The 17,766-nt window shown below is 65.7% G+C and carries 22 protein-coding genes and 5 pseudogenes; 20 read left to right on the top strand and 7 right to left on the bottom strand.

Annotated elements, in window-relative coordinates:
* The first annotated feature begins 72 nt into the window (after positions 1-72).
* The 5 genes from DL544_RS10975 to DL544_RS10960 all read left to right on the top strand — a co-directional run bounded on the left by DL544_RS10975 (position 73) and on the right by DL544_RS10960 (position 2,673).
* On the top strand, positions 73-1,056 hold the full coding sequence (locus tag DL544_RS10975; protein ID WP_005416586.1) for a LacI family DNA-binding transcriptional regulator: 984 nt from the start codon (positions 73-75) through the stop codon (positions 1,054-1,056).
* Positions 1,057-1,116: 60 nt separating this feature from the next.
* Positions 1,117-1,419, top strand: a complete 303-nt coding sequence (locus DL544_RS21880; RefSeq protein WP_255312929.1) for a hypothetical protein — start codon at positions 1,117-1,119, stop codon at positions 1,417-1,419.
* Entirely contained in the window at positions 1,416-1,802 is a 387-nt protein-coding gene (locus DL544_RS21875) for a hypothetical protein (protein WP_255312928.1), read from the top strand. The genes DL544_RS21880 and DL544_RS21875 overlap by 4 nt, the downstream gene beginning before the upstream one ends.
* Positions 1,803-2,020: 218 nt before the next feature.
* Positions 2,021-2,293, top strand: a complete 273-nt coding sequence (locus DL544_RS21870; RefSeq protein ID WP_479692447.1) for a Rap1a/Tai family immunity protein — start codon at positions 2,021-2,023, stop codon at positions 2,291-2,293.
* A gap of 146 nt (positions 2,294-2,439) precedes the next feature.
* Positions 2,440-2,673 (top strand): hypothetical protein, encoded by a 234-nt coding sequence (locus DL544_RS10960; RefSeq protein ID WP_061478271.1) that lies wholly within the window; start codon positions 2,440-2,442, stop codon positions 2,671-2,673.
* A 15-nt stretch (positions 2,674-2,688) separates the two neighbouring features.
* Here DL544_RS10960 and DL544_RS10955 read toward each other — a convergent pair whose 3' ends face one another.
* From DL544_RS10955 to DL544_RS10945, 3 genes are all read right to left on the bottom strand, one after another.
* Positions 2,689-3,240, bottom strand: coding sequence for a cysteine hydrolase family protein (locus tag DL544_RS10955; protein WP_139727117.1), 552 nt, complete (start codon positions 3,238-3,240; stop codon positions 2,689-2,691).
* A gap of 3 nt (positions 3,241-3,243) precedes the next feature.
* Positions 3,244-3,882, bottom strand: coding sequence for a DUF6766 family protein (locus DL544_RS10950; RefSeq protein ID WP_139727116.1), 639 nt, complete (start codon positions 3,880-3,882; stop codon positions 3,244-3,246).
* 99 nt (positions 3,883-3,981) lie between these two features.
* Entirely contained in the window at positions 3,982-4,170 is a 189-nt protein-coding gene (locus DL544_RS10945; RefSeq protein ID WP_005409707.1) for a hypothetical protein, read from the bottom strand.
* A 147-nt stretch (positions 4,171-4,317) separates the two neighbouring features.
* On the opposite strand from DL544_RS10945, the gene DL544_RS10940 reads away from it, so the two are divergent.
* The 8 genes and pseudogenes from DL544_RS10940 to DL544_RS10910 all read left to right on the top strand — a co-directional run bounded on the left by DL544_RS10940 (position 4,318) and on the right by DL544_RS10910 (position 9,656).
* On the top strand, positions 4,318-5,481 hold the full coding sequence (locus tag DL544_RS10940) for a zinc-dependent alcohol dehydrogenase (protein ID WP_111128454.1): 1,164 nt from the start codon (positions 4,318-4,320) through the stop codon (positions 5,479-5,481).
* Between the two features lie 10 nt (positions 5,482-5,491).
* Positions 5,492-5,989 (top strand): hypothetical protein, encoded by a 498-nt coding sequence (locus DL544_RS10935; protein ID WP_065186752.1) that lies wholly within the window; start codon positions 5,492-5,494, stop codon positions 5,987-5,989.
* A gap of 109 nt (positions 5,990-6,098) precedes the next feature.
* Positions 6,099-7,039: pseudogene (locus tag DL544_RS10930) on the top strand (acyl-CoA dehydrogenase family protein).
* Positions 7,027-7,473 (top strand): annotated as a pseudogene (locus DL544_RS21865) (PIG-L deacetylase family protein); the annotation flags it as partial. The pseudogenes DL544_RS10930 and DL544_RS21865, both read left to right, overlap by 13 nt.
* A gap of 13 nt (positions 7,474-7,486) precedes the next feature.
* Positions 7,487-7,783, top strand: a complete 297-nt coding sequence (locus DL544_RS21860) for a hypothetical protein (RefSeq protein WP_255313144.1) — start codon at positions 7,487-7,489, stop codon at positions 7,781-7,783.
* A pseudogene (locus DL544_RS10920) lies at positions 7,780-8,366 on the top strand (class I SAM-dependent DNA methyltransferase). Before DL544_RS21860 ends, DL544_RS10920 begins: the two are co-directional and overlap by 4 nt.
* Positions 8,363-9,052: a glycosyltransferase family 2 protein gene (locus tag DL544_RS10915; protein WP_005416574.1), complete on the top strand. Its 690-nt coding sequence runs from the start codon at positions 8,363-8,365 to the stop codon at positions 9,050-9,052. The pseudogene DL544_RS10920 and the gene DL544_RS10915 overlap by 4 nt, the downstream one beginning before the upstream one ends.
* A 177-nt stretch (positions 9,053-9,229) precedes the next feature.
* A pseudogene (locus DL544_RS10910) lies at positions 9,230-9,656 on the top strand (BLUF domain-containing protein).
* Between the two features lie 15 nt (positions 9,657-9,671).
* On the opposite strand, the pseudogene DL544_RS10905 reads toward DL544_RS10910, so the two are convergent.
* Positions 9,672-10,048: pseudogene (locus DL544_RS10905) on the bottom strand (response regulator).
* A 166-nt stretch (positions 10,049-10,214) separates the two neighbouring features.
* Between DL544_RS10905 and DL544_RS21855 the strand changes: the two are divergent.
* From DL544_RS21855 to DL544_RS10885, 4 genes are all read left to right on the top strand, one after another.
* The gene (locus DL544_RS21855; RefSeq protein WP_229765966.1) at positions 10,215-10,595 is read left to right on the top strand and encodes a hypothetical protein; all 381 of its coding nucleotides are present in this window, start codon (positions 10,215-10,217) and stop codon (positions 10,593-10,595) included.
* Between the two features lie 286 nt (positions 10,596-10,881).
* Positions 10,882-11,349 (top strand): BLUF domain-containing protein, encoded by a 468-nt coding sequence (locus tag DL544_RS10895; protein ID WP_139728110.1) that lies wholly within the window; start codon positions 10,882-10,884, stop codon positions 11,347-11,349.
* Positions 11,346-12,113 (top strand): DUF72 domain-containing protein, encoded by a 768-nt coding sequence (locus DL544_RS10890; protein ID WP_139727115.1) that lies wholly within the window; start codon positions 11,346-11,348, stop codon positions 12,111-12,113. The genes DL544_RS10895 and DL544_RS10890 overlap by 4 nt, the downstream gene beginning before the upstream one ends.
* Positions 12,106-12,840: a DNA-formamidopyrimidine glycosylase family protein gene (locus tag DL544_RS10885; protein ID WP_139727114.1), complete on the top strand. Its 735-nt coding sequence runs from the start codon at positions 12,106-12,108 to the stop codon at positions 12,838-12,840. Before DL544_RS10890 ends, DL544_RS10885 begins: the two co-directional genes overlap by 8 nt.
* 39 nt (positions 12,841-12,879) lie before the next feature.
* Here the strand turns inward: DL544_RS10885 and DL544_RS10880 are convergent, their stop codons facing one another.
* Together DL544_RS10880 and DL544_RS10875 are read right to left on the bottom strand one after the other, a co-directional pair.
* Positions 12,880-13,377, bottom strand: a complete 498-nt coding sequence (locus DL544_RS10880; RefSeq protein ID WP_139727113.1) for a YciE/YciF ferroxidase family protein — start codon at positions 13,375-13,377, stop codon at positions 12,880-12,882.
* 230 nt (positions 13,378-13,607) lie between these two features.
* Positions 13,608-13,886, bottom strand: a complete 279-nt coding sequence (locus DL544_RS10875; protein ID WP_139727112.1) for a hypothetical protein — start codon at positions 13,884-13,886, stop codon at positions 13,608-13,610.
* Between the two features lie 178 nt (positions 13,887-14,064).
* On the opposite strand from DL544_RS10875, the gene DL544_RS10870 reads away from it, so the two are divergent.
* Positions 14,065-16,716 (top strand): excinuclease ABC subunit UvrA, encoded by a 2,652-nt coding sequence (locus tag DL544_RS10870; protein ID WP_139727111.1) that lies wholly within the window; start codon positions 14,065-14,067, stop codon positions 16,714-16,716.
* A gap of 79 nt (positions 16,717-16,795) precedes the next feature.
* Positions 16,796-17,116, top strand: a complete 321-nt coding sequence (locus tag DL544_RS10865; RefSeq protein WP_231109146.1) for a hypothetical protein — start codon at positions 16,796-16,798, stop codon at positions 17,114-17,116.
* Here the strand turns inward: DL544_RS10865 and DL544_RS10860 are convergent.
* Entirely contained in the window at positions 17,113-17,361 is a 249-nt protein-coding gene (locus DL544_RS10860) for a hypothetical protein (protein WP_235646125.1), read from the bottom strand. The two genes, DL544_RS10865 and DL544_RS10860, sit on opposite strands and share 4 nt — an antisense overlap.
* Before the next feature lie 187 nt (positions 17,362-17,548).
* Here DL544_RS10860 and DL544_RS10855 point away from each other — a divergent pair, with 187 nt between their 5' ends.
* Complete coding sequence (locus DL544_RS10855; protein WP_139727110.1) at positions 17,549-17,764, top strand: hypothetical protein; 216 nt, start codon at positions 17,549-17,551, stop codon at positions 17,762-17,764.
* Positions 17,765-17,766 lie beyond the last annotated feature (2 nt).

The raw sequence follows: 17,766 nt of genomic DNA, 5'->3' as shown, positions 1-17,766 counted from the left end.
GTCCTTTGGCGTTAACATGGTCCTGGACGGCCGTCCGGCCCAGAAAAGCGCTCGATTCCGGGAACGATACCAGTGAGCATCAGCATCAATGACGTCGCACGCGTGGCGGGGGTATCCAAGTCCACGGTGTCGCGGGTGCTCGGCGGCGGCCCGGTCAGCGAGGCCGTGCGCGGCCGGGTGGAGGCGGCGATTCGCCAGACCGGATATCACCCCAACCTGCAGGCAAGACGCCTGCGCGCCCGGCATACCGGCATCATCGGCCTGATCGTGGCCGATATCCGCAACCCGTTCTTTACCGCGCTGATCCGCGCCGTGGAGGAAGTCGCGTACCGGGAAGGCCTTCGCGTCACGCTCTGCAACACCGATGAGGACCCCGAGCGCGAGGCGCTGTATCTGCAGTTGATGCATGAGGAACGCATCAGTGGGCTGATTTTTGCGCCCACCCGGACCACGGTGGGGCGGCTGGACCGGCTCACGCTGGATTACCCGACGGTACTGGTCGATCGTGCCGCACCCGGTGGCTCGATCGACAGCGTGGTCCTCGACAACGCAGCGGCGATGGCGGGCCTGGTCGAACACCTGGCCGAGCGCGGCTATTGCCGCATCGGTGGCCTGTTCGGCAGCACCAGTACCACGGCGGCCGAACGCCGCGACGGCTATATCGCTGCAATGCGCAGGCACGGGCTGGAACCGGACTACCGCGAGGTAGAGCCCACGGCCGAGGCCGCCATCGCAACGGTCGAGCAGTGGTTGACCAGTCCTTCGCGTCCCGATGCGCTGGTCGCCAGCAACAGCCTGCTGCTCATGGGCGCATTGAAAGCGGCCCGCAGCGCTGGGCTTGCGATTCCAGGAGAGCTGGCGCTGGCAGGCTTCGACAACGAGCGATGGACCGAGCTGGTCGAACCGGGTATTACCGTGGTCGAGCAGCCGGTTGAAGAGATGGGGCGGGCTGCGATGTCGTTGTTGCTGGAGCGCCTGCGCATGCCGGAGCTGCCGGTACGCAGACTGGTGATGACGGGAAGATGCGTGGTGAGAGGGTCAACGGCTGCGCGATAGTCCGGCGCAGCGTCTGCGGCAGTAGCAGTCGCAGTCGCAGTCCATGAGGCTGGCACTGGGGTGTTGGCGGGGCGCGCGTTGTCTGCTAAAAGCCATCTGGACACGCAGACCGGATGGGTCATCGCCTTGTCAGAGCCTTATTCAGCGCTGTTGCGCCTGCAGTTGCGCCACGAAGATCTCTCCAGATGGCTGGCGGCGCCCCTGCCTTCGCCATCCCGATGGTCCGACTGGCGATGCATCGCCGGGCCGTGGCGCTTGGGCAACGGTGAATGCCTGGCGTCTTCAAGCGACGAGGCGTTGGATGAACTGCTCATAGCCTGCCAGGCCCTGCTGGCCCGCTACCCGACAATCGCGCCGCATTGAAGGCCTTCCTTGCATCCGCGCAGGCCGAGAATATCCAGGTTGCCGCCTATGACCGCACTGGTACGCACTTTGTTGCGGGATCGCTGACGTATTCGGAAAGCCTCTACGATCTCATCGCGTTTCTGGCTGTGGCACGGGGCGCGGCCGATTTCCTGAAGGCGGGCGACCATGGGGTGGCACTGGTCCACGACTATCTCTGGGCAGAGGAAGGTGAGCGCGAGACCGTTGCCGCGATTGCCCTGGCCGGCCAGGGGGAATCCGGATTCCTTTCTTCCACGGACCTGGATACCGCTGCCGCGCCCTTCGACGCCTTGGTGGAAGCCATGCTGGAAGCTGAGGACGACCCGGCGTTTCAACCACGCAACCAGCTTGATCAACTCTGACCGGCGCCGCGTGGAATCCAGAAAAACGACAGCCAGGACCCCGATATGAAAGGACATCACGCCCGCCTCGCGCACCGCCGCATGCGTTGGCTCCTGACACTGTGCCTCGGCGCCCTGGTGGGACCCGCCGTGGCAGGCACAACGCAACCGGAACGCACTTGGCTTGTCAGTGGGGCCGAGCTCATCACGCTGCTGCAGGGCAAAGGCGCTGACGGGTTCTGCGATGGCGAACACTGCCGGGGCTGTCCAGCGCCCGGGCCAGCAGCTATATCCTGGGTGTCGCCGATGCCAGCCGCGGTCAGTGGTGTGGGCAGGGCCGGATCCTTCCGCATGAACTGGTCGATCAGGTGTCTTCCCATCTCCGGCAGCTGCCCCGCGAGCGATTGCAACAGGATGCGTCTCCCCTGGTTGTCGAAGGGCTGCGCGCGGCGTTTCCCTGTGGTCGCGGCACATCGCCTGGTGGCAGTGCCGAGCCCGGCAAGGCACGCTGAGACGCGTGGACTGGGCGTTGGCAACGCGGGCTGCAGCCTGCGTAATGAACACATCGGTGTTCTGCACGCTGGCGACACGATGCATTCACGACCGCCGACCCCGCGCCCGCGACACTGCATGCTCCTTTCTCCGCATGAGGTGCCCCATGGCTACCTGTGATGTCTGCGGCAATGACTACGACAAGAGCTTCACCCTCCAGCAGGGTGGACGCAGCGGCACCTTCGATTCGTTCGAGTGCGCCATCCATGCGTTCGCACCGCGCTGCGCACATTGCGACTGCGCGATCATCGGGCATGGCGTTGAAGGAAACGGTCATATCTTCTGCTGCGCACATTGCGCCGGTCACGCCGGTGTAAAGGGAATCGCAGACCGGGCCTGAGCCCGCTCCGGCCGGTCATGCCGGGACCAGCGAGGCGAGCCGCGCGACCCGGGCCGCGCCCGAATCGGCGAGCAGCGCCATCGCACACTGTTTCCGGGCCGGCGTCCCCGCCACAGCCTCCCGTGCCACCACTACGTCGAATTCCCTGGCGTTGGCGTCCAGCGCGGTAGCCAGGACACATGAATCGGCCGTCATCCCACCGAGCCAAAGGCTGCGCACGCCAAGCTTCGCCAGCAGAATCGGCAACGGGCTGGCCAGGAACGCCGAATGCTTGGGCTTGAGCACGAAGTAGTGGCCGGGCAGGGGAGAGAGGAGGTCGGCAATCCGCCCGGCCGGTCCTCCATCCCGCTGGCACTGTGCTACCTGCTGGCGGAAGTCACGCTTCCAGTCGGAGAAGTTGTCATTGGCGTAGATGACCGGCCATCCGTGGCCATCAAAGTGGTCTCTCAAGCGTCGGATCTGTGCGGCCGCCCGCTCCGCTGCTGGTGCCAGCGCCTGCGCGCCCGGGAAGTCGAAGCGACTGAACATGTCGATGATCAGCAAGGCGGTTGACGGAGCATTTCCCATGGTTCAATCCCCTGTCTGCGCGTGCGGAGCTTCGACCGGCTTGGATTGCGGTGAGTCCTTCTGCCGCAGGAAGATCGTGAGCACGACCAGGGACAGCACGGCAAGGAATTCGCTCTGCCAGTTCTGCATCGATTCGAACCAGAACGTGCTGCTGCCCAGATGCTCCAGGAAACCCGGCACCGGCAACCCCTGCAACTGCTGCTCGACCTGATCGGCGCGCCAGCTACCCAAGGCGTGCAATGTAAAACTGAGCAGGAACAACAGCCCGAAGGCGATCGCAAGCGAGTGACCGTAAAGCACCTTCCATGCGCCGCCGCGACGAACCGGCCACGGCGCAGGTCCCGGCTCCACGCGGTTCTGCTCCTGCGCGGGGTCCAGCGGCCGGGATTCGGCTGAGCCACGCTGGCGCAGACTGACGGTCAGAAGAACGTACATCCCCATCTGCAGGAACTCGCTCTCCCAGTTTTCGAATGTAGCGCTGACAAAATGCCCGGTCGCCAGGTAGTGCCACAGGTCGACCGGCGCGCGTCCGTGCTGGGTCAACCCCTGATTGTGCACGTGATGTCCCGCAACTGCCTGCCCGGCAATGAAGACGACAGTGAGTGCAAGCAGTACCAGCGAGAGACCGTTGCGTTTCCACATGCAACACCTCGTTCAGGCCGACCAGAAATCGTGCATGCAGCTTGCGCCGGCAGCGCACCATGACGCGTGAATCCGGCGCATCCAGGATGTGAGGCGGCCTCAACGCTTGCCCGTCGGATCGGGATCGGGACGCTCGTAGTCCTCGGGCACGGCCTTGGGGCCATCGCCGTCGTCCGGCATGTCGTGCTCTTTCCACTTCGCTCGATCATTGCGTCGCTTGTCCGGCGTGTGCGCTTTCGATTGATCGTCCACGTCTGTTGTTGGATTGAAAGGCAGCTTGTCGTTCATGCTGGGCTCCTGTGGCGGGTGTTCGCAGCGTGGCCCGGGCGGGGTTAACGCCACGACGCCGCGGAATGAACGCTGCGCACACCTGGATGTCACCGGGCGGGAGGACGTCCCTGACATGCTGTCGTTCCGATCTTCTGGAGAAGCACGATGCAGGCATTGACCTATCACGGCCGCAAGGATGTGCGCGTCGAGACCGTGCCGGACCCGGTGCTGGCGGCTGAGGACGATCTGATCCTGAGGGTTACCGCCACCGCCATCTGTGGTTCGGACCTGCACCTGTATCGGGGCAAGATTCCCGATCTGCACGACGGCGATGTGCTGGGCCACGAATTCATGGGCGTGGTGGAAGAGGTCGGCAGCGGCGTAACGCAGGTGAGGCCGGGCGATCGCGTGGTGATCCCCTTCGTGATCGCCTGTGGCGAGTGCTTCCACTGCCGGCTGGCCGAGTATGCCGCCTGCGAGACCACCAACACGGGCAAGGGCGCTGCGCTGAACCAGAAGGGCCTTCTGCCTCCGGCGGCGTTGTTCGGGTACAGCCATCTGTATGGCGGCGTGGCAGGCGGACAGGCCGAATTCGTGCGCGTGCCCAAGGCGAATGTGGGCCCACTGCGCATTCCGGAAGGCGTGGCCGACGAACAGGTTCTGTTCCTGTCGGACATTCTGCCCACCGGCTATCAGGCCGCGCTGAACGCTGGGGTCAAGCCGGGCTCGACAGTAGCCATCTTCGGTGCCGGTCCGGTGGGACTGATGAGCGCGGCCTGCTGCCGGCTGCTGGGTGCGGAGACCATCTTCATGGTCGACCATCTTCGCTACCGCCTGGACTACGCGCGCCGTGCCTATGGTGTGACGCCGATCGACTTCAAGGAGATCGAGGACCCGGCCGATTACATCCTGACCCAGACCAGTGGACGCGGCGTGGATGCCTGCATCGAGGCCGTCGGTTTCGAGGCCGAGGGCAGTGCCCTGGAGTCAGCGCTGACCGCCGTGAAACTGGAAGGCAGCAGCGGCGTGGCCATCCGTCAGTGCATCGCTGCCGCCCGCCGCGGCGGCGTGGTCAGCATTCCCGGTGTCTATGCCGGTTTCATCCACGGGTTCCTGCTGGGCGATGCGTTCGACAAGGGGCTGACATTCAAGATGGGACAGACCCACGTGCAGGGACTGATGCCGGAACTGCTCGACGCAATCATCGAAGGAAAGCTGGATCCGGGGGACATCATCTCGCACCGGATGCGCCTGGCCGATGCAGCGCAAGGCTATGCGATGTTCGATGCCAAGGACGACGACTGCCGCAAGATCGTATTGACACCCTGAGCGAGCCGTCATGAGCGGGATTGTCATGGCCTGTGTCTACGCAGTCTGGTTGACCGCCGGTGCGCTGGACTTCCACTTTCACCGGCGTACCGATCTGCCGCACACGTCCGCGATGCGCGAGAGCCTGCTGCATGGGCTGCAGCTGCTGCTCATCGGCAGCGGCGTGCTGGCGTGGCTCGTGCTGGAAAGCACGTGGTTGCTCGTCACGCTGCTGGCAGTCCTGGTCATCGCGCATGCAATCGCCGGCTACCTCGACACCGTCAGCGCGGACGGGCGGCGACGCATCAGCCCGGCCGAGCAGCACGTGCACAGTGTGCTCGACGCCGCTCCCTGGGTGCTGCTGGGCGGAGTGGCGTGGCAGGCCGAGCCTCGTTGGGCAGTCAATGTGGCACCGGCAGCACCGGCGCTGTGGGGGTTTGTATTGCTGCCGGCGCTTGGCCTGGTGGTGTTGCCGTGGCTATGGGAACTGCGCCAGTGCGTGCGTGCAAGCGAACAGCGCCAGCGGTGACCGCGTGAGGAACACTGCGCCAGGTATTCATGTGGCCGCCACATCGCCAAGACAGTGATGTGACCGCAGGGCGCCTACGTTCATGACCTATCTTCATTGCAGACCGGCCATGCAGGATGTGACGTCGCCTTCTTCGCTGTTCAACCGCGCGCGCCAGGTTCTCGCCCAGCAGCCCGCGCTGCCTTTGCCCGGAAGTGGCCACACGCTGCAGCGTTGGCGGGCGCTGGCGGCGTGGGGGCAGAGGACCTCTGCTTGGCCAAGGTACTGGAAGCGCATTACGACGCCCAGGCGATCATTGCCGAGCTGAACGCGCCTAGGGTTGCTGAAGGGCAGCTGCTGGCGGTGTGGGCCGCAGAAGGCCCAGCCAACACCCTGCGCATCGACGCCGGCGGTGGACTGTATGGTGACAAGCCCTGGTGTTCAGGCAGCGCGTGGGTGGATGCGGCACTGGTAACCGTGCGGAACACACACGGCGTGTGGCTGTGCCATGTGCCGGCGGAGCATTGGTGCACGCTTTCGGGTGAGCCCTGGCCGGCGGCTGGCATGGCCGGCATTCCGTCCACGACGGTGCGCTTCGACGGCGCACCGATGACGATTCTGGGACCGCGCGACGCCTACCTGCAACGGCCGGGCTTCTGGCATGGCGGAGCCGGTATCGCGGCGGTCTGGTTTGGCGCAGCGGTGGCACTGGCTGAACGCATGCGGCCGGCCTGCAGCGACGGCAACCGCGCACGGCTGCTGGGTGCAGCGGACCTTGTGCTGGGGCCGGCTGCGGCGCTGCTTCGCGAAGTGGCCGCACGCATCGACGACGCGCCTCAATCGGCGCATCGGGAAGACGTAGTGCGGCTGCGCTGCGTGGTCGAACGGGCGGCGACGCGCGTCCTGGACCTTGCAGGCCGGGCGCTCGGTCCGGCGCCGATGTGCCTGGAAGACGGTCACGCCCGCCGCTGGGCGGACCTGACGGTGTTCCTCAGGCAGTGCCATGCCGATCGCGATTGGCAGTGGCTGGGTGAGCAGCGGGCAGCCGAGGAGACCGCATGGGCGCTGTAGCCAGCACACCCCTGCAAGGACAGGGAACTCAGGAACAGGCCTGGCTGCGCTGCGATTGGCTCTGGCAGCAACCGTCCACGCCCGCCCGTTCACTGTGCGCCGGCCACGACCGCCTTGTGGTCGTTGCGCCGCATCCCGACGACGAGATTCTTGGCTGTGGTGGGCTGCTCCATCATGCCGCGGCACAGGGCATGGAGGTTGGCGTCATTGCCGTGACCGATGGTGAAGCGTGTTATCCGGGTGAACCGTGGTGGACACCGGAGCGCCTGCGGTCGGCGCGTCGGGCAGAGCTTGCTGCGGCATTGGCGGAACTTGGGATTGCGGCCGACGCGACGTTTCATCTCGGCATCGGCGATGGCGCGGTCAGCAAGCACGAACAGGGCCTGCAGGACTGGCTGCAGCAGCACCTGCAGCCGGGCGATCTGGTACTGGCGCCCTGGCGCTTCGATGGGCACCCCGATCACGAAGCGGCAGGGCGTGCAGCCTGCCGCGCCGCGCGCAGTGGGTTGCCGTCGCCTGGAGTACCCGGTATGGGGCTGGCACTGGCTGGATCCGGCCTGCGCGCACATGGCGTGGGAGCTGCCGCGACTTGTCGACATTTCCGCAGCAGCGTCGGTAAAACGGAGTGCGATCGCCCGGTTCCGGACGCAGACGGGCAACGTGCCGGGCCTGAACAGCCCGCCGGTGCTGCCTTCCCATGTACTGGCCCGATTTTTCCGCGATTACGAGGTATTTCTGGCATGAGCGCGCAACCGTACTTCGATGAACTGCATGAGCAGGAAGACCCTTTTGGCTACCGCAGTCGGTGGTATGAAGAACGCAAGCGTGCGTTGCTGCTGGCCAGCCTGAGCCAGCGCCAGTTCAATCGTGGCTGGGAGCTGGGATGCTCCAACGGCGTGCTGACCGAGGCCCTGGCGGCCCGCTGTGAGCGCCTGCTGGCCACCGATATCAGCCCGCGCGCAGCGTTCCGGGCCCGCCGCAACCTGGCCTACCTGCCGCACGTGCAGGTCCACTGCGCCAGCCACCCCGAGCAATGGCCGCCGGGGCGCTTCGACCTGATCGTCTGCGGTGAGATGGGCTACTACCTGGGGACGAGCGCCCTTCGCGAGCTGCGGGCCGGAATCGATCAAGCACTTCGTGACGACGGATTGCTGGTCGCCTGCCATTGGTTGCCCTCGTTCCCCGGCGGGTGAGCCGGACCGAAGTCGTGCATCGCTGCCTTGCCGACGGCCTGCACGAAGCCTTCCACTATCGCGATGCGGACTTCGTGCTGCAGGGCTGGACGCGCGGCACGCTGTCACTGGCCCGCAACGAGGGCCTGCGGTGATAGGCGTTCTGGTCCCCGCGCACAACGAGGCAGCCAGCATGGCGCGCTGCCTGCAATCGATCCGAAGGGCGGCCCTGCACCCGGGCCTGGGCGGCGAAGCGGTCGAAGTGGTGGTTGCACTGGACGCTTGCTCGGATGCGACGGCGTCCATCTGCCACCAACAGCGCGTCGGCATTGTGCGGCTGGATGCACGCTGCGTGGGGATTGCCCGCGCAGCGGCCGCCGTCGAGCTGCTGGGTCGCGGCGCCAGGTGGTTGGCCAGCACCGACGCTGATAGCGAGGTCCCTGGCGACTGGTTGGTTGGACAACTGGAGCAGCCGTGTGACGCCTTCTGCGGACTGGTGGACATTGCGGCGCGCTGCCCGTCCGAACATCGCCTGCGCAGGGTATTCCAGGGGCGGCAGCAGTGGGGGGAAGGTCACGGGCGCATCCATGGTGCCAACCTGGGTGTCTCTGCCCATTTCTATCGTGCGGTCGGCGGTTTTCCTGCCTTGCGCTGCGGGGAAGACGTTCAGATGGTGAGGGCGCTGCAGGCCTGCGGCGCGGATGTACGCTGGGCCGGTGCTCCCGTCGTCTTCACCAGTGCGCGTCTGGAAGGGCGCGCCGCAGGGGGATTTTCAGCCTATTTGGCTGAAATGGGGGCGGCGGGTGCCCCTGCCGTGCTGACCGGGCCGGCCATTGCGTAAACACCGGCCATTTCGCCGCACCGCAGCAGGGGGCGCGCCGTCAGGCGTCTCCGATTCAGGCCGAATCCCATGAAACCCGGGCACATCGGCCGATATGTGACGCGCTCCCTGTACGCGTTTACGGCGCGTGAACGCTGCCGACCTTAGATTGATCGGCTCGGAGAGCAGGAGCGGCCGATGCCGAACAGCGCGATTGTCTACGCCAGCCGGGCTGCCCCGGGTTCACGCCGGAACGCCTGGCTGCACTGATGGAAGATGCGGCCCGCTTCAATCGATCAGCGGGCGTGACCGGGGTCCTGTTGTTTGACGGGCAGCGCTTCCTGCAATACATGGAAGGCCCGCGGACGGGCTGGATGTTGCCTTCTCCCGCGTAAGCGGCGCCCGCAGCCACACCGAACTGACCGAACTCGGGCGTGGCCGTGTCGGGCAGCGGCGGTTGCCGTTCTGGCCGATGCGCTGCCTGTCGGTCAGCGCGGGCGAGCTGCAGAGGATCGCCCTTGCTGACTGGAGCCGTTTCATCCAGCGGGCGGTAACGAGCCAGGACGAAGCCGAAGCGATGGAGAAGCTGCTTGCAGTCGTTGAGCCCTACGCGAACGCCGCTTGAAGTGCGGGACGGGTGCTAGCATGTTGTGCAGCTGATCACACGCCGCACAGTGTCCTGCAACTGATCGATGTGGAATGGCTTGGTCACGAAGGCGGCGCGGCGGTGGCGCTGTGGCACCAGCTGGTCATAGACCGCAGAGACGAAAAGAAAGGGATGCCAAGTTCCGCTAGGCGATCAGCGACTGGAAATACCACGCCGTCTCGAAGCTCGACGTCCAGCACGGCGCCGTCGAACCGCTGGGTATCCAGCAGTCCCAGCGCGTCGAACACGCTGTAGGCGTGTGTCACCTGGTCGCCAGCGTCCTCAAGTGCATGTTCCATCAGTGCTGCCAGGTCGAGCTGGTCTTCCACCAGCAGCAGGTTGCATCTGCGCTGGCTCAATCCGGATTGCATGTGTGCAGCCTGTGTTGCTTCGGGAACGCCAGTCTGTGCTGTGTAGCATCAATACGGTGCGTGCGGCTTGTCAGCCCGGCGCGAAGCCCGTGAAGCGCGCTTCCAGCACCGTATAGGCAGCGTGCAGGGCCGGATGGAGTTTGTTGACGGCGCCTTGGCACGTGCCATGGATACTGCCGCCGTCCCCCGCATCGGAGCTTTTCTCATGCCGCTATCCGGAACCGATTCTGCTTCCCCCCGCGTGCTGCGTGTCGAGTGCATGCCGCTGGACTGCGGTGGCACGGCCGTCGTAGTGGAACTGGACCGCATGCCTGAACGGACGTGGATGAAGTCGCTCAAGCGGGCGCTGCAGGCCGACGATGTCCTGGAGGACGCGCACGCCAAGTTCGATGGGCGCTTCGTGTATGTCGTGGGCGTGGAAGGCGGCGCTCACCGTATGCAACATCGTGTGGTACAGGCGCTGGTGGCAGCGGACGCTCCGCGCGCTCCGGCTGGCAGCCTGCGAAGTCGAGCCGGCGGCACGGCACTGTCCAGCCCGATGCCCTGAGCGCAGACCAGGGCCATCCCGAAGTCCGTAGATGCTATCGCTGCATCAGGGCTGCGTGCAGCGCACACCTTGGGCGGTTCACACCTCCCGACGAGGCGGTCCCCTGCTGAGGTGGCTGCGTACCGGGCGCGCCGGACATTGCGGTGGTCTGCGGCTTGTGCCCGATCAGCGCGTCATGCCCAAGCGGCGTGGACGCGCCGCAACTCGACGCAGCCTCCACACCGGACTCACCGCGCGTACGACCGGCATCGCTAAGGTAAAGCGGTCCGCAACCATCGGTGGTGCCATGCCTCTTCGTGCGATTGCCTACGTGAGTGAAGCCTCCCGCAACCTGACCGCAGCGCGGCTGCAGCAGCTTGTGGCCGAAGCGGTGCAGTTCAACGAATCCGTCGATGTCACCGGCACGCTGCTGTTCGATGGCTCGCGCTTCCTGCAGTATCTGGAGGGCCCGGAGGCCGGGATCAATGCGGCGTACACGCGCATTCTCGCGGCCTGCAGCCACAGTGGGATCGTCGAGCTGAACCGGGGCAGGGTGGGGCGCCGACAGTTTCCGCACTGGCGGATGCGCAGCGTGCGGGTGGACGAACTGGCGCTGGGAAAGATCGCCATCTCCGACTGGACCGGCTTCGTACGTAGCGCGTCGGCGCTCGACTCGGGAAGCAGTGCGCTGGATCGTCTGCTGTCGGTCTCGCCGTTGCAGACGGATGCAGGTGCGGGAGAGACCCTGGAACCGTACCGGCAGTCGGTACGATGAAGGCCGCGGCCGCCCCGCGTGCATCCGCCCCACTGCGTGTTGGCTGTGCGGGCTGGTCGCTGCCGCGGGCGGTTCACGAAGCGTTCGGCGCGGGCGACAGCGCACTGCAGCGCTATGCCACACGCCTGCCGATGGTGGAGATCAACTCGTCCTTCTATCGACCGCACCAGCCCAGCACCTACGCGCGATGGGCGGTGAGCGTTCCGGAGGGCTTCCGGTTCGCGGTGAAACTGCCGCGGGAGATCAGCCATGAGCGTCGGCTGCGCGATGCGATGCAGCCGTTCGAACAGTTCCTGGATGGCGTGCTGGAGCTGGGTGGAAAGCTGGGGCCGCTACTGCTGCAGTTGCCGCCAAGCCTGGTGTACGACGCGGCCACGACCAGGGAATTCCTGCGGGGCCTGCGTTCACGCACCCAGGCCGATGTGGCGTGCGAGCCGCGCCACCCAAGCTGGTTCACGCCGGAAGTGGATGCACTTCTGAGTGCGCATGGCGTGGCACGGGTCGCTGCGGATCCGGCACGTGTGCCGGCGGCAGCGATTCCCGGCGGTGACCGTACGTGGAGCTACTGGCGCTGGCACGGTCAACCGCAGATCTATCGCAGTGCGTACAGCGAACAGGCCCTGGCGGAGCTGGCGGAACGACTGCGGCGCGAATCCGGCGCGCAACGACCCGCCTGGTTCGTACTGGACAATACCGCACTGGGCCTTGCCACCGGCAACGCCCTGCGCCTACAGGCGCTTCTGCAGGAGAATGCACATGCCTGAAGGCCCTTCCATCGTGCTGCTGCGCGAAGCAGCGAGCCACTTCAAGGGGCACGCGGTCCGCGCCGTGTCCGGTAACAGCCGCATCGACCTGTCACCGCTGCAGGGCCGCAGGGTCAAGTCGGTCCGCAGTTGGGGCAAGCACTTCCTGCTGGAATTCAGCCGCCACACGCTGCGCATCCACCTGATGATGTTCGGCAGCTGGCGCATCGACGAACGGAAGCCAGGCCCGGCGCGGGTATCGCTGGTGTTCGACAACGGTGAGCTGAACTTCTACGCGTGCTCCGTGCGCCTGATCGACCAGCCGCTGGACGACATCTACGATTGGCGTGCGGACGTGATGAACGAGGCCTGGGATCCAAAGCTGGCCCGGCGCAAGCTGAAGGCCATGCCGGATGTCATGGTCTGTGATGCGCTTCTGGACCAGACCGTCTTCGCCGGCGTGGGCAACATCATCAAGAACGAGGTGCTGTTCCGGATAGGTGTCCATCCGGCCACCCGGCTGGGCGACCTGCCGCCACGCAGGCTTACCGCCATGATCGAGCAGGCCCGCGCCTACAGCTTTGATTTCCTGGAGTGGAACCGCCGTTTCGAACTGAAGAAGCATTGGCAGGTGCACACGAAAAAGGTCTGTCCCCTGTGTGGTGGCCCGATCAGCAAGCTCTATCTGGGGACCACGCGGCGACGCACGTTCTTCTGTCCCAATGATCAGGTACTGTACGGGACCTGAGGCTGCCGTCCGTGGCAGCCGGGTTCCGCGGCGCGCCGATCAGGCGGCCTGTGCAGCCTTGGCATTGCCGCCGCCCTTGGCCAGCAGGGTCAGCTTCTCGTCGGTGGCCTTCTCTTCCTCCAGCGTCTCCAGCAGCAGCGGAAGGGCATCCTTGTAGCCCAGCTGCTTGGCCAGCGCGGCGATGGTGCCGTAGGACGCAATCTCGTAATGCTCGACCTTCTGCGCGCCGCCGATCAGGGCCGCATCCCGCACCGGCCCCTTGTCGATGCTGTCGATCACTTCCTCGCCTTCCTCCACCAGGCCCTCCATCGCCGCACACTTGATGCGCTTCAGGCGAATGCCAAGCACCTCCACCACCTGATCGATGCGTTCGATCTGGCCCTGCGTTTCTTCCAGGTGCGTTTCGAACGCTGCGGCCAGGTCCGGGTTCTCGGCCGCACGGGCCAGGCGCGGGAGGGCCTTGGTCAGCTGCTTCTCGGCACTGTAGATATCCGAGAGTTCGTGGATGAACAGGTCTTCCGCCGTCTTGATAGCCATACTGGGCTCCGCAGTGAGTGGAGTGCTCAGCGTAGGTCCTGCCCGGTTGCGATCGGGCAGGGGCCAGGTGAAGGCGGCATGTGAGCGCCCGCAGGATTACTGCGCACGGTCTTTACGAGAGTGCGCCAGAACCGTACGGCATGCAGCGGCCTCCTCATCCCTGTGACGGTCCGGCCCCATCAACGGTGGGGGAAAGTAATGTCAAACCTTCAGGCAACGCGCATTAACAATCAGCAGGGCGGGGGAGCCCGGCGTCGGCCGCGGCGGCGCCACGCCATCACCTGGCCCACCACCGCCGTCAACAGCAGCATCGCATTGGTCACCACGAAGACCACGCTGCCCAGCATCGCGCTGTACACCGTGAACAGCGCAGATGCGGTCATCTGGCCTGCGAACAGCCACCTGGATACGGCTTCCGGGTTGGACGACTGCCACTGCTTCACCATCTGCCGGATCAAGGTTGCCATCAGTACCGCCGTGGCGGCCCAGCCAAGTATGTCGGGGTGCATGAGGGCCTCCGGTGTGTGGGCAGCCCCACGCTAGCCCTTGGCTGGGCAACGCCGTACGAACGAGAGGTGAAGACAGCATCCCGCCTCCGGCGCCCTCGCGCCATTCACTCCGGACCGGTGACAATGGCCGCTCGGGCGCACCATGCGCGATCCGCCCACCGAATGCAGGAATGCTAAGATGTCCAACACCCCCTTTGGCGAATCGTCATGTGCTGCCGCAGCCAGCGGCTGCATCGAGGTCCGCGGTGCGCGCGAGCACAACCTGAAGAATGTCGATGTCTCCATTCCACGCAATGCACTGGTGGTGTTCTCCGGCGTGTCGGGGTCCGGCAAGTCCTCGCTGGCCTTCGGCACGGTCTTCGCCGAGGCGCAGCGGCGCTACTTCGAATCCGTCGCGCCCTACGCGCGTCGCCTGATCGATCAGGCCGGCGTGCCCGACGTGGATGCCATTGACGGGCTGCCACCGGCGGTCGCCCTGCAGCAGCAACGCGGTGCCAGCAATGCGCGCTCATCGGTGGGCAGCGTGACGACGTTGTCCAGCCTGGTGCGCATGATGTACTCGCGGGCAGGGGCCTACCCGGCCCACCAGCCCATGCTGTACGCCGAAGACTTCTCGCCCAACACCCCACAGGGTGCCTGCAGCACCTGCCACGGCCTGGGGCACGTCTACGAGGTGACCGAAGCGCTGATGGTGCCGGACCCGTCGTTGAGCATCCGCGAGCGCGCCATCGCCTCCTGGCCACCGGCATGGCATGGCCAGAACCTGCGCGACATCCTGGTCACGCTGGGCTATGACGTCGATGTGCCGTGGAAGAAGCTGCCGAAGAAGGACCGGGACTGGATCCTGTTCACCGAGGAAACGCCCACGGTGCCGGTCTATGCCGGCTTCACGCCGGCCGAGACCCGCGCCGCGCTCAAGCGCAAGCTGGAGCCCAGCTACATGGGCACGTACACCGGCGCACGCCGCTACGTGCTGCACACCTTTGCCAACACCCAGAGCGCGCTGATGCGCAAGCGTGTTTCCCGCTACATGGAAGGCCGGCTGTGCCCCGCTTGCCAGGGAAAGCGCCTGAAGCCGGAAGCGCTTTCGGTCACCTTCGCCGGCGTGGACATCGGCGAGTTCATGCGGCTGCCGCTGGACCAGCTGGCGGCCTTGCTCGAGCCCATCGCGCAGGGCGATTTCAGTGCACACAGCCACGGCGCGCGTACCAGCAGGCGTGCAACGCCCAGCGATCGCGCCAAGCGGGCAGCAACTGGCCGCGCGACCCACGCCGGCGCACCCGACGTGCGTCTGACCTCAGCCTTGTCCGAGGAAAAGCGCCTGGCGGCACAACGGCTGGCGGGTGGGGTCATGGCGCGGGTACGACAACTTCGCGAGCTCGGCCTGGGCTATCTCTCACTGGACCGCGCCACGCCCACACTGTCGGCCGGCGAACTGCAGCGCCTGCGCCTGGCCACGCAGCTCAGCTCGTTGCTGTTCGGCGTGCTGTACGTGCTCGACGAACCCTCGGCCGGCCTGCATCCGGCCGACAGCCAGACGCTGTACGACGCACTGGAACGGCTGCGCGACGGCGGTAACTCGGTGTTCGTTGTTGAACATGATCTGGAGCTGATGCGCCGCGCGCAGTGGCTGGTGGATGTGGGCCCGCAGGCAGGAGAGCATGGCGGACGCGTTCTCTACAGTGGCGAGCCCGACGGCCTGCGCAACGTTCAGGATTCGCGCACGGCGCAGTACCTGTTCGACCGGGTGCCCGCGCCGGCCAGCCGGCAGCGCAGTGCCAACAGCTGGCTGGCGCTGCAAGGCATCCATCGCCACAACCTGCACGGCGTGGATGCGCAGGTGCCGTTGGGGTTGCTGACTGCAGTGACCGGCATTTCCGGATCGGGCAAGTCCAGCCTGATGGCGCAGGCGCTGCCTGAGCTGATGCTGCTGCACCTTGGGCATGAGACAGCAGACGACGGCGCCGACAGCGCGCCCACGGATGGACCCACCGTGATCGAAGCCACTCGGGGCCAGCTGGCCGGCGACGTAGACGCCATTCAACGCGTGTTACAGGTAGACCAGAAGCCCATCGGGCGTACGCCACGCTCCAACCTGGCTACCTACACGGGCCTGTTCGACCACGTGCGCAAGCTGTTCGCCGCGACATCCGACGCGCGCCGCCGCCGATTCGACGCGGGCCGCTTTTCGTTCAACGTGGCCAAGGGCCGATGCGAAACCTGCGAAGGCGAGGGCTTCGTCAGCGTCGAACTGCTGTTCATGCCCAGCGTCTATGCACCATGCCCCACCTGCCACGGCGCCCGCTACAACGAAGCCACGCTGAGGGTGCAGTGGAACGGCCGCAACATTGCCGAGGTCCTGCAGATGACGGTGGACCAGGCCCATGCGTTCTTCGCCGAAGAGGAGGCCATCGCCCGCCCGCTGCAGCTGCTGCAGGAGATCGGCCTGGGCTACCTGCGGCTGGGCCAGCCAGCTACCGAACTTTCAGGTGGCGAGGCGCAACGCATCAAGCTGGCCACAGAGTTGCAGCGCAGCCAGCGCGGGCGCACGCTGTACGTGCTGGACGAACCCACCACCGGCCTGCATGCGGCAGACGCGGACAGGCTGCTGATGCAGCTTCAGCGGCTGGTGGACGCAGGCAACACGGTAGTGATGATCGAGCACGACATGCGTTCTGTCGCGCAGGCCGACTGGGTGATCGACGTCGGCTCGGGCGCTGGCAGCGCGGGCGGCACCATCGTGGCGAAGGGCACGCCGCAACAGGTGGCCCACGCCAAGGGCAGCAGGACTGCGCCGTTCCTTGCGCGCGAGCTGGGGCAGGCCAGCTGACGCCATCTCATCTGGGGCTGCATGCATTCTGTTGTACTGTGGGAGTACTCACAGCGCCCATCAGCGAGAGGATGGTCAGGTGAACGCTTCCATGCTCCCAAGAATCGTCGGCTTCGATGTCCCGTTGTTGCATGAGCGTGTAGACGCATCCACCGACGAAGCCATCACCGCGCTGCTGGATCTGGCGCCGGGCGCTCGCTGGACAGAGATGTTCCTCATCAAGTGCAGGGCCCTGGCGTCCCAGCTCCAGCTGGCGGATGTTCGCATTGAAGGCGCCAGGATCTACTTCTACGGATCCATCAGCGATTCTCGTGGACTTGCCGACGCGGTGATGTCCATTGTCAACGTACTGAATGATGAGTTGATGCGCGAGCGGAATCACGCAGCCAGCCGCGCCTAGGCGCAGCCAAGCAGGGACCAGCAACGATCGGCAATCTCTGCCGCGCCAGGGTTGCCGCGCAGGCTTGATCGTTTCGCAAGGCGGCACTGCAGATCGTCGATCCATGCCGACCGGGTGCCATGCGGATCTCTCACATAGATATCGCAGGCAAGCCGGATGACCGGCGCCACTTCGTGCCGGAAACTCATCGCGGGCAGCGCACCCAGATTGAACGCGGTTTCCCAGTGGGCCAGCTCGCGCTCCACATCGACAACGTGCTTGCTTCTTCCGTGGCTCACGGCGCCTACCCCTATTCGAAACCTCACTGTACACGCTCGCTGCCGGGAGCCTGTTCATCACAACCATTCATACAACGCGCTTGCCGGCACGTTCCCGTAACGGCGACACGCCCACAGTCAATCGGCAGCAGACTTGCTGCGGCGGAGAATCGAAATGAACAGCGTCCCCGAACAGAACAGGAATGACCGCTCCAACGCGTCCGCTGAAGCAGAGCAGCCTGCACCGCAGGGGCGGGGCGAGGGGGGCGAACCCGGCGGGGAGGAGCCCGGCAAGCAAGGACAGCAACAGCAGCAGGACAACAAGGATATCGAGAGCCCGAAGCCAGCGGATGAAAAGAAGGGCGGTCTCGGCGGCGATACCCGCCGCTGAGG

The sequence above is a fragment of the Stenotrophomonas sp. pho genome, assembly GCF_006228405.1.
GTDB classification, from domain to species: domain Bacteria; phylum Pseudomonadota; class Gammaproteobacteria; order Xanthomonadales; family Xanthomonadaceae; genus Stenotrophomonas; species Stenotrophomonas sepilia.
The sequence above is the reverse complement of the archived record's forward strand: the minus strand, read 5'-3'. Positions and strand labels throughout refer to the sequence as shown.

Bases quoted from the DNA above. Each gene is read 5' to 3' on its own strand.
- DL544_RS10875 (WP_139727112.1), bottom strand. From the start codon at position 13,886: ATGCACCCCGACATACTTGGCTGGGCCGCCACGGCGGTACTGATGGCA.
- DL544_RS21860 (WP_255313144.1), top strand. From the start codon at position 7,487: ATGGGCACCCCGATCACGAAGCGGCAGGGCGTGCAGCCTGCCGCGCCG.
- DL544_RS10880 (WP_139727113.1), bottom strand. From the start codon at position 13,377: ATGGCTATCAAGACGGCGGAAGACCTGTTCATCCACGAACTCTCGGAT.
- DL544_RS10955 (WP_139727117.1), bottom strand. From the start codon at position 3,240: ATGGGAAATGCTCCGTCAACCGCCTTGCTGATCATCGACATGTTCAGT.
- DL544_RS10960 (WP_061478271.1), top strand. From the start codon at position 2,440: ATGGCTACCTGTGATGTCTGCGGCAATGACTACGACAAGAGCTTCACC.
- DL544_RS10945 (WP_005409707.1), bottom strand. From the start codon at position 4,170: ATGAACGACAAGCTGCCTTTCAATCCAACAACAGACGTGGACGATCAA.
- DL544_RS10940 (WP_111128454.1), top strand. From the start codon at position 4,318: ATGCAGGCATTGACCTATCACGGCCGCAAGGATGTGCGCGTCGAGACC.
- DL544_RS10935 (WP_065186752.1), top strand. From the start codon at position 5,492: ATGAGCGGGATTGTCATGGCCTGTGTCTACGCAGTCTGGTTGACCGCC.
- DL544_RS10950 (WP_139727116.1), bottom strand. From the start codon at position 3,882: ATGTGGAAACGCAACGGTCTCTCGCTGGTACTGCTTGCACTCACTGTC.
- DL544_RS10870 (WP_139727111.1), top strand. From the start codon at position 14,065: ATGTCCAACACCCCCTTTGGCGAATCGTCATGTGCTGCCGCAGCCAGC.
- DL544_RS10895 (WP_139728110.1), top strand. From the start codon at position 10,882: ATGCCTCTTCGTGCGATTGCCTACGTGAGTGAAGCCTCCCGCAACCTG.
- DL544_RS10885 (WP_139727114.1), top strand. From the start codon at position 12,106: ATGCCTGAAGGCCCTTCCATCGTGCTGCTGCGCGAAGCAGCGAGCCAC.
- DL544_RS10890 (WP_139727115.1), top strand. From the start codon at position 11,346: ATGAAGGCCGCGGCCGCCCCGCGTGCATCCGCCCCACTGCGTGTTGGC.
- DL544_RS21855 (WP_229765966.1), top strand. From the start codon at position 10,215: ATGGATACTGCCGCCGTCCCCCGCATCGGAGCTTTTCTCATGCCGCTA.
- DL544_RS10855 (WP_139727110.1), top strand. From the start codon at position 17,549: ATGAACAGCGTCCCCGAACAGAACAGGAATGACCGCTCCAACGCGTCC.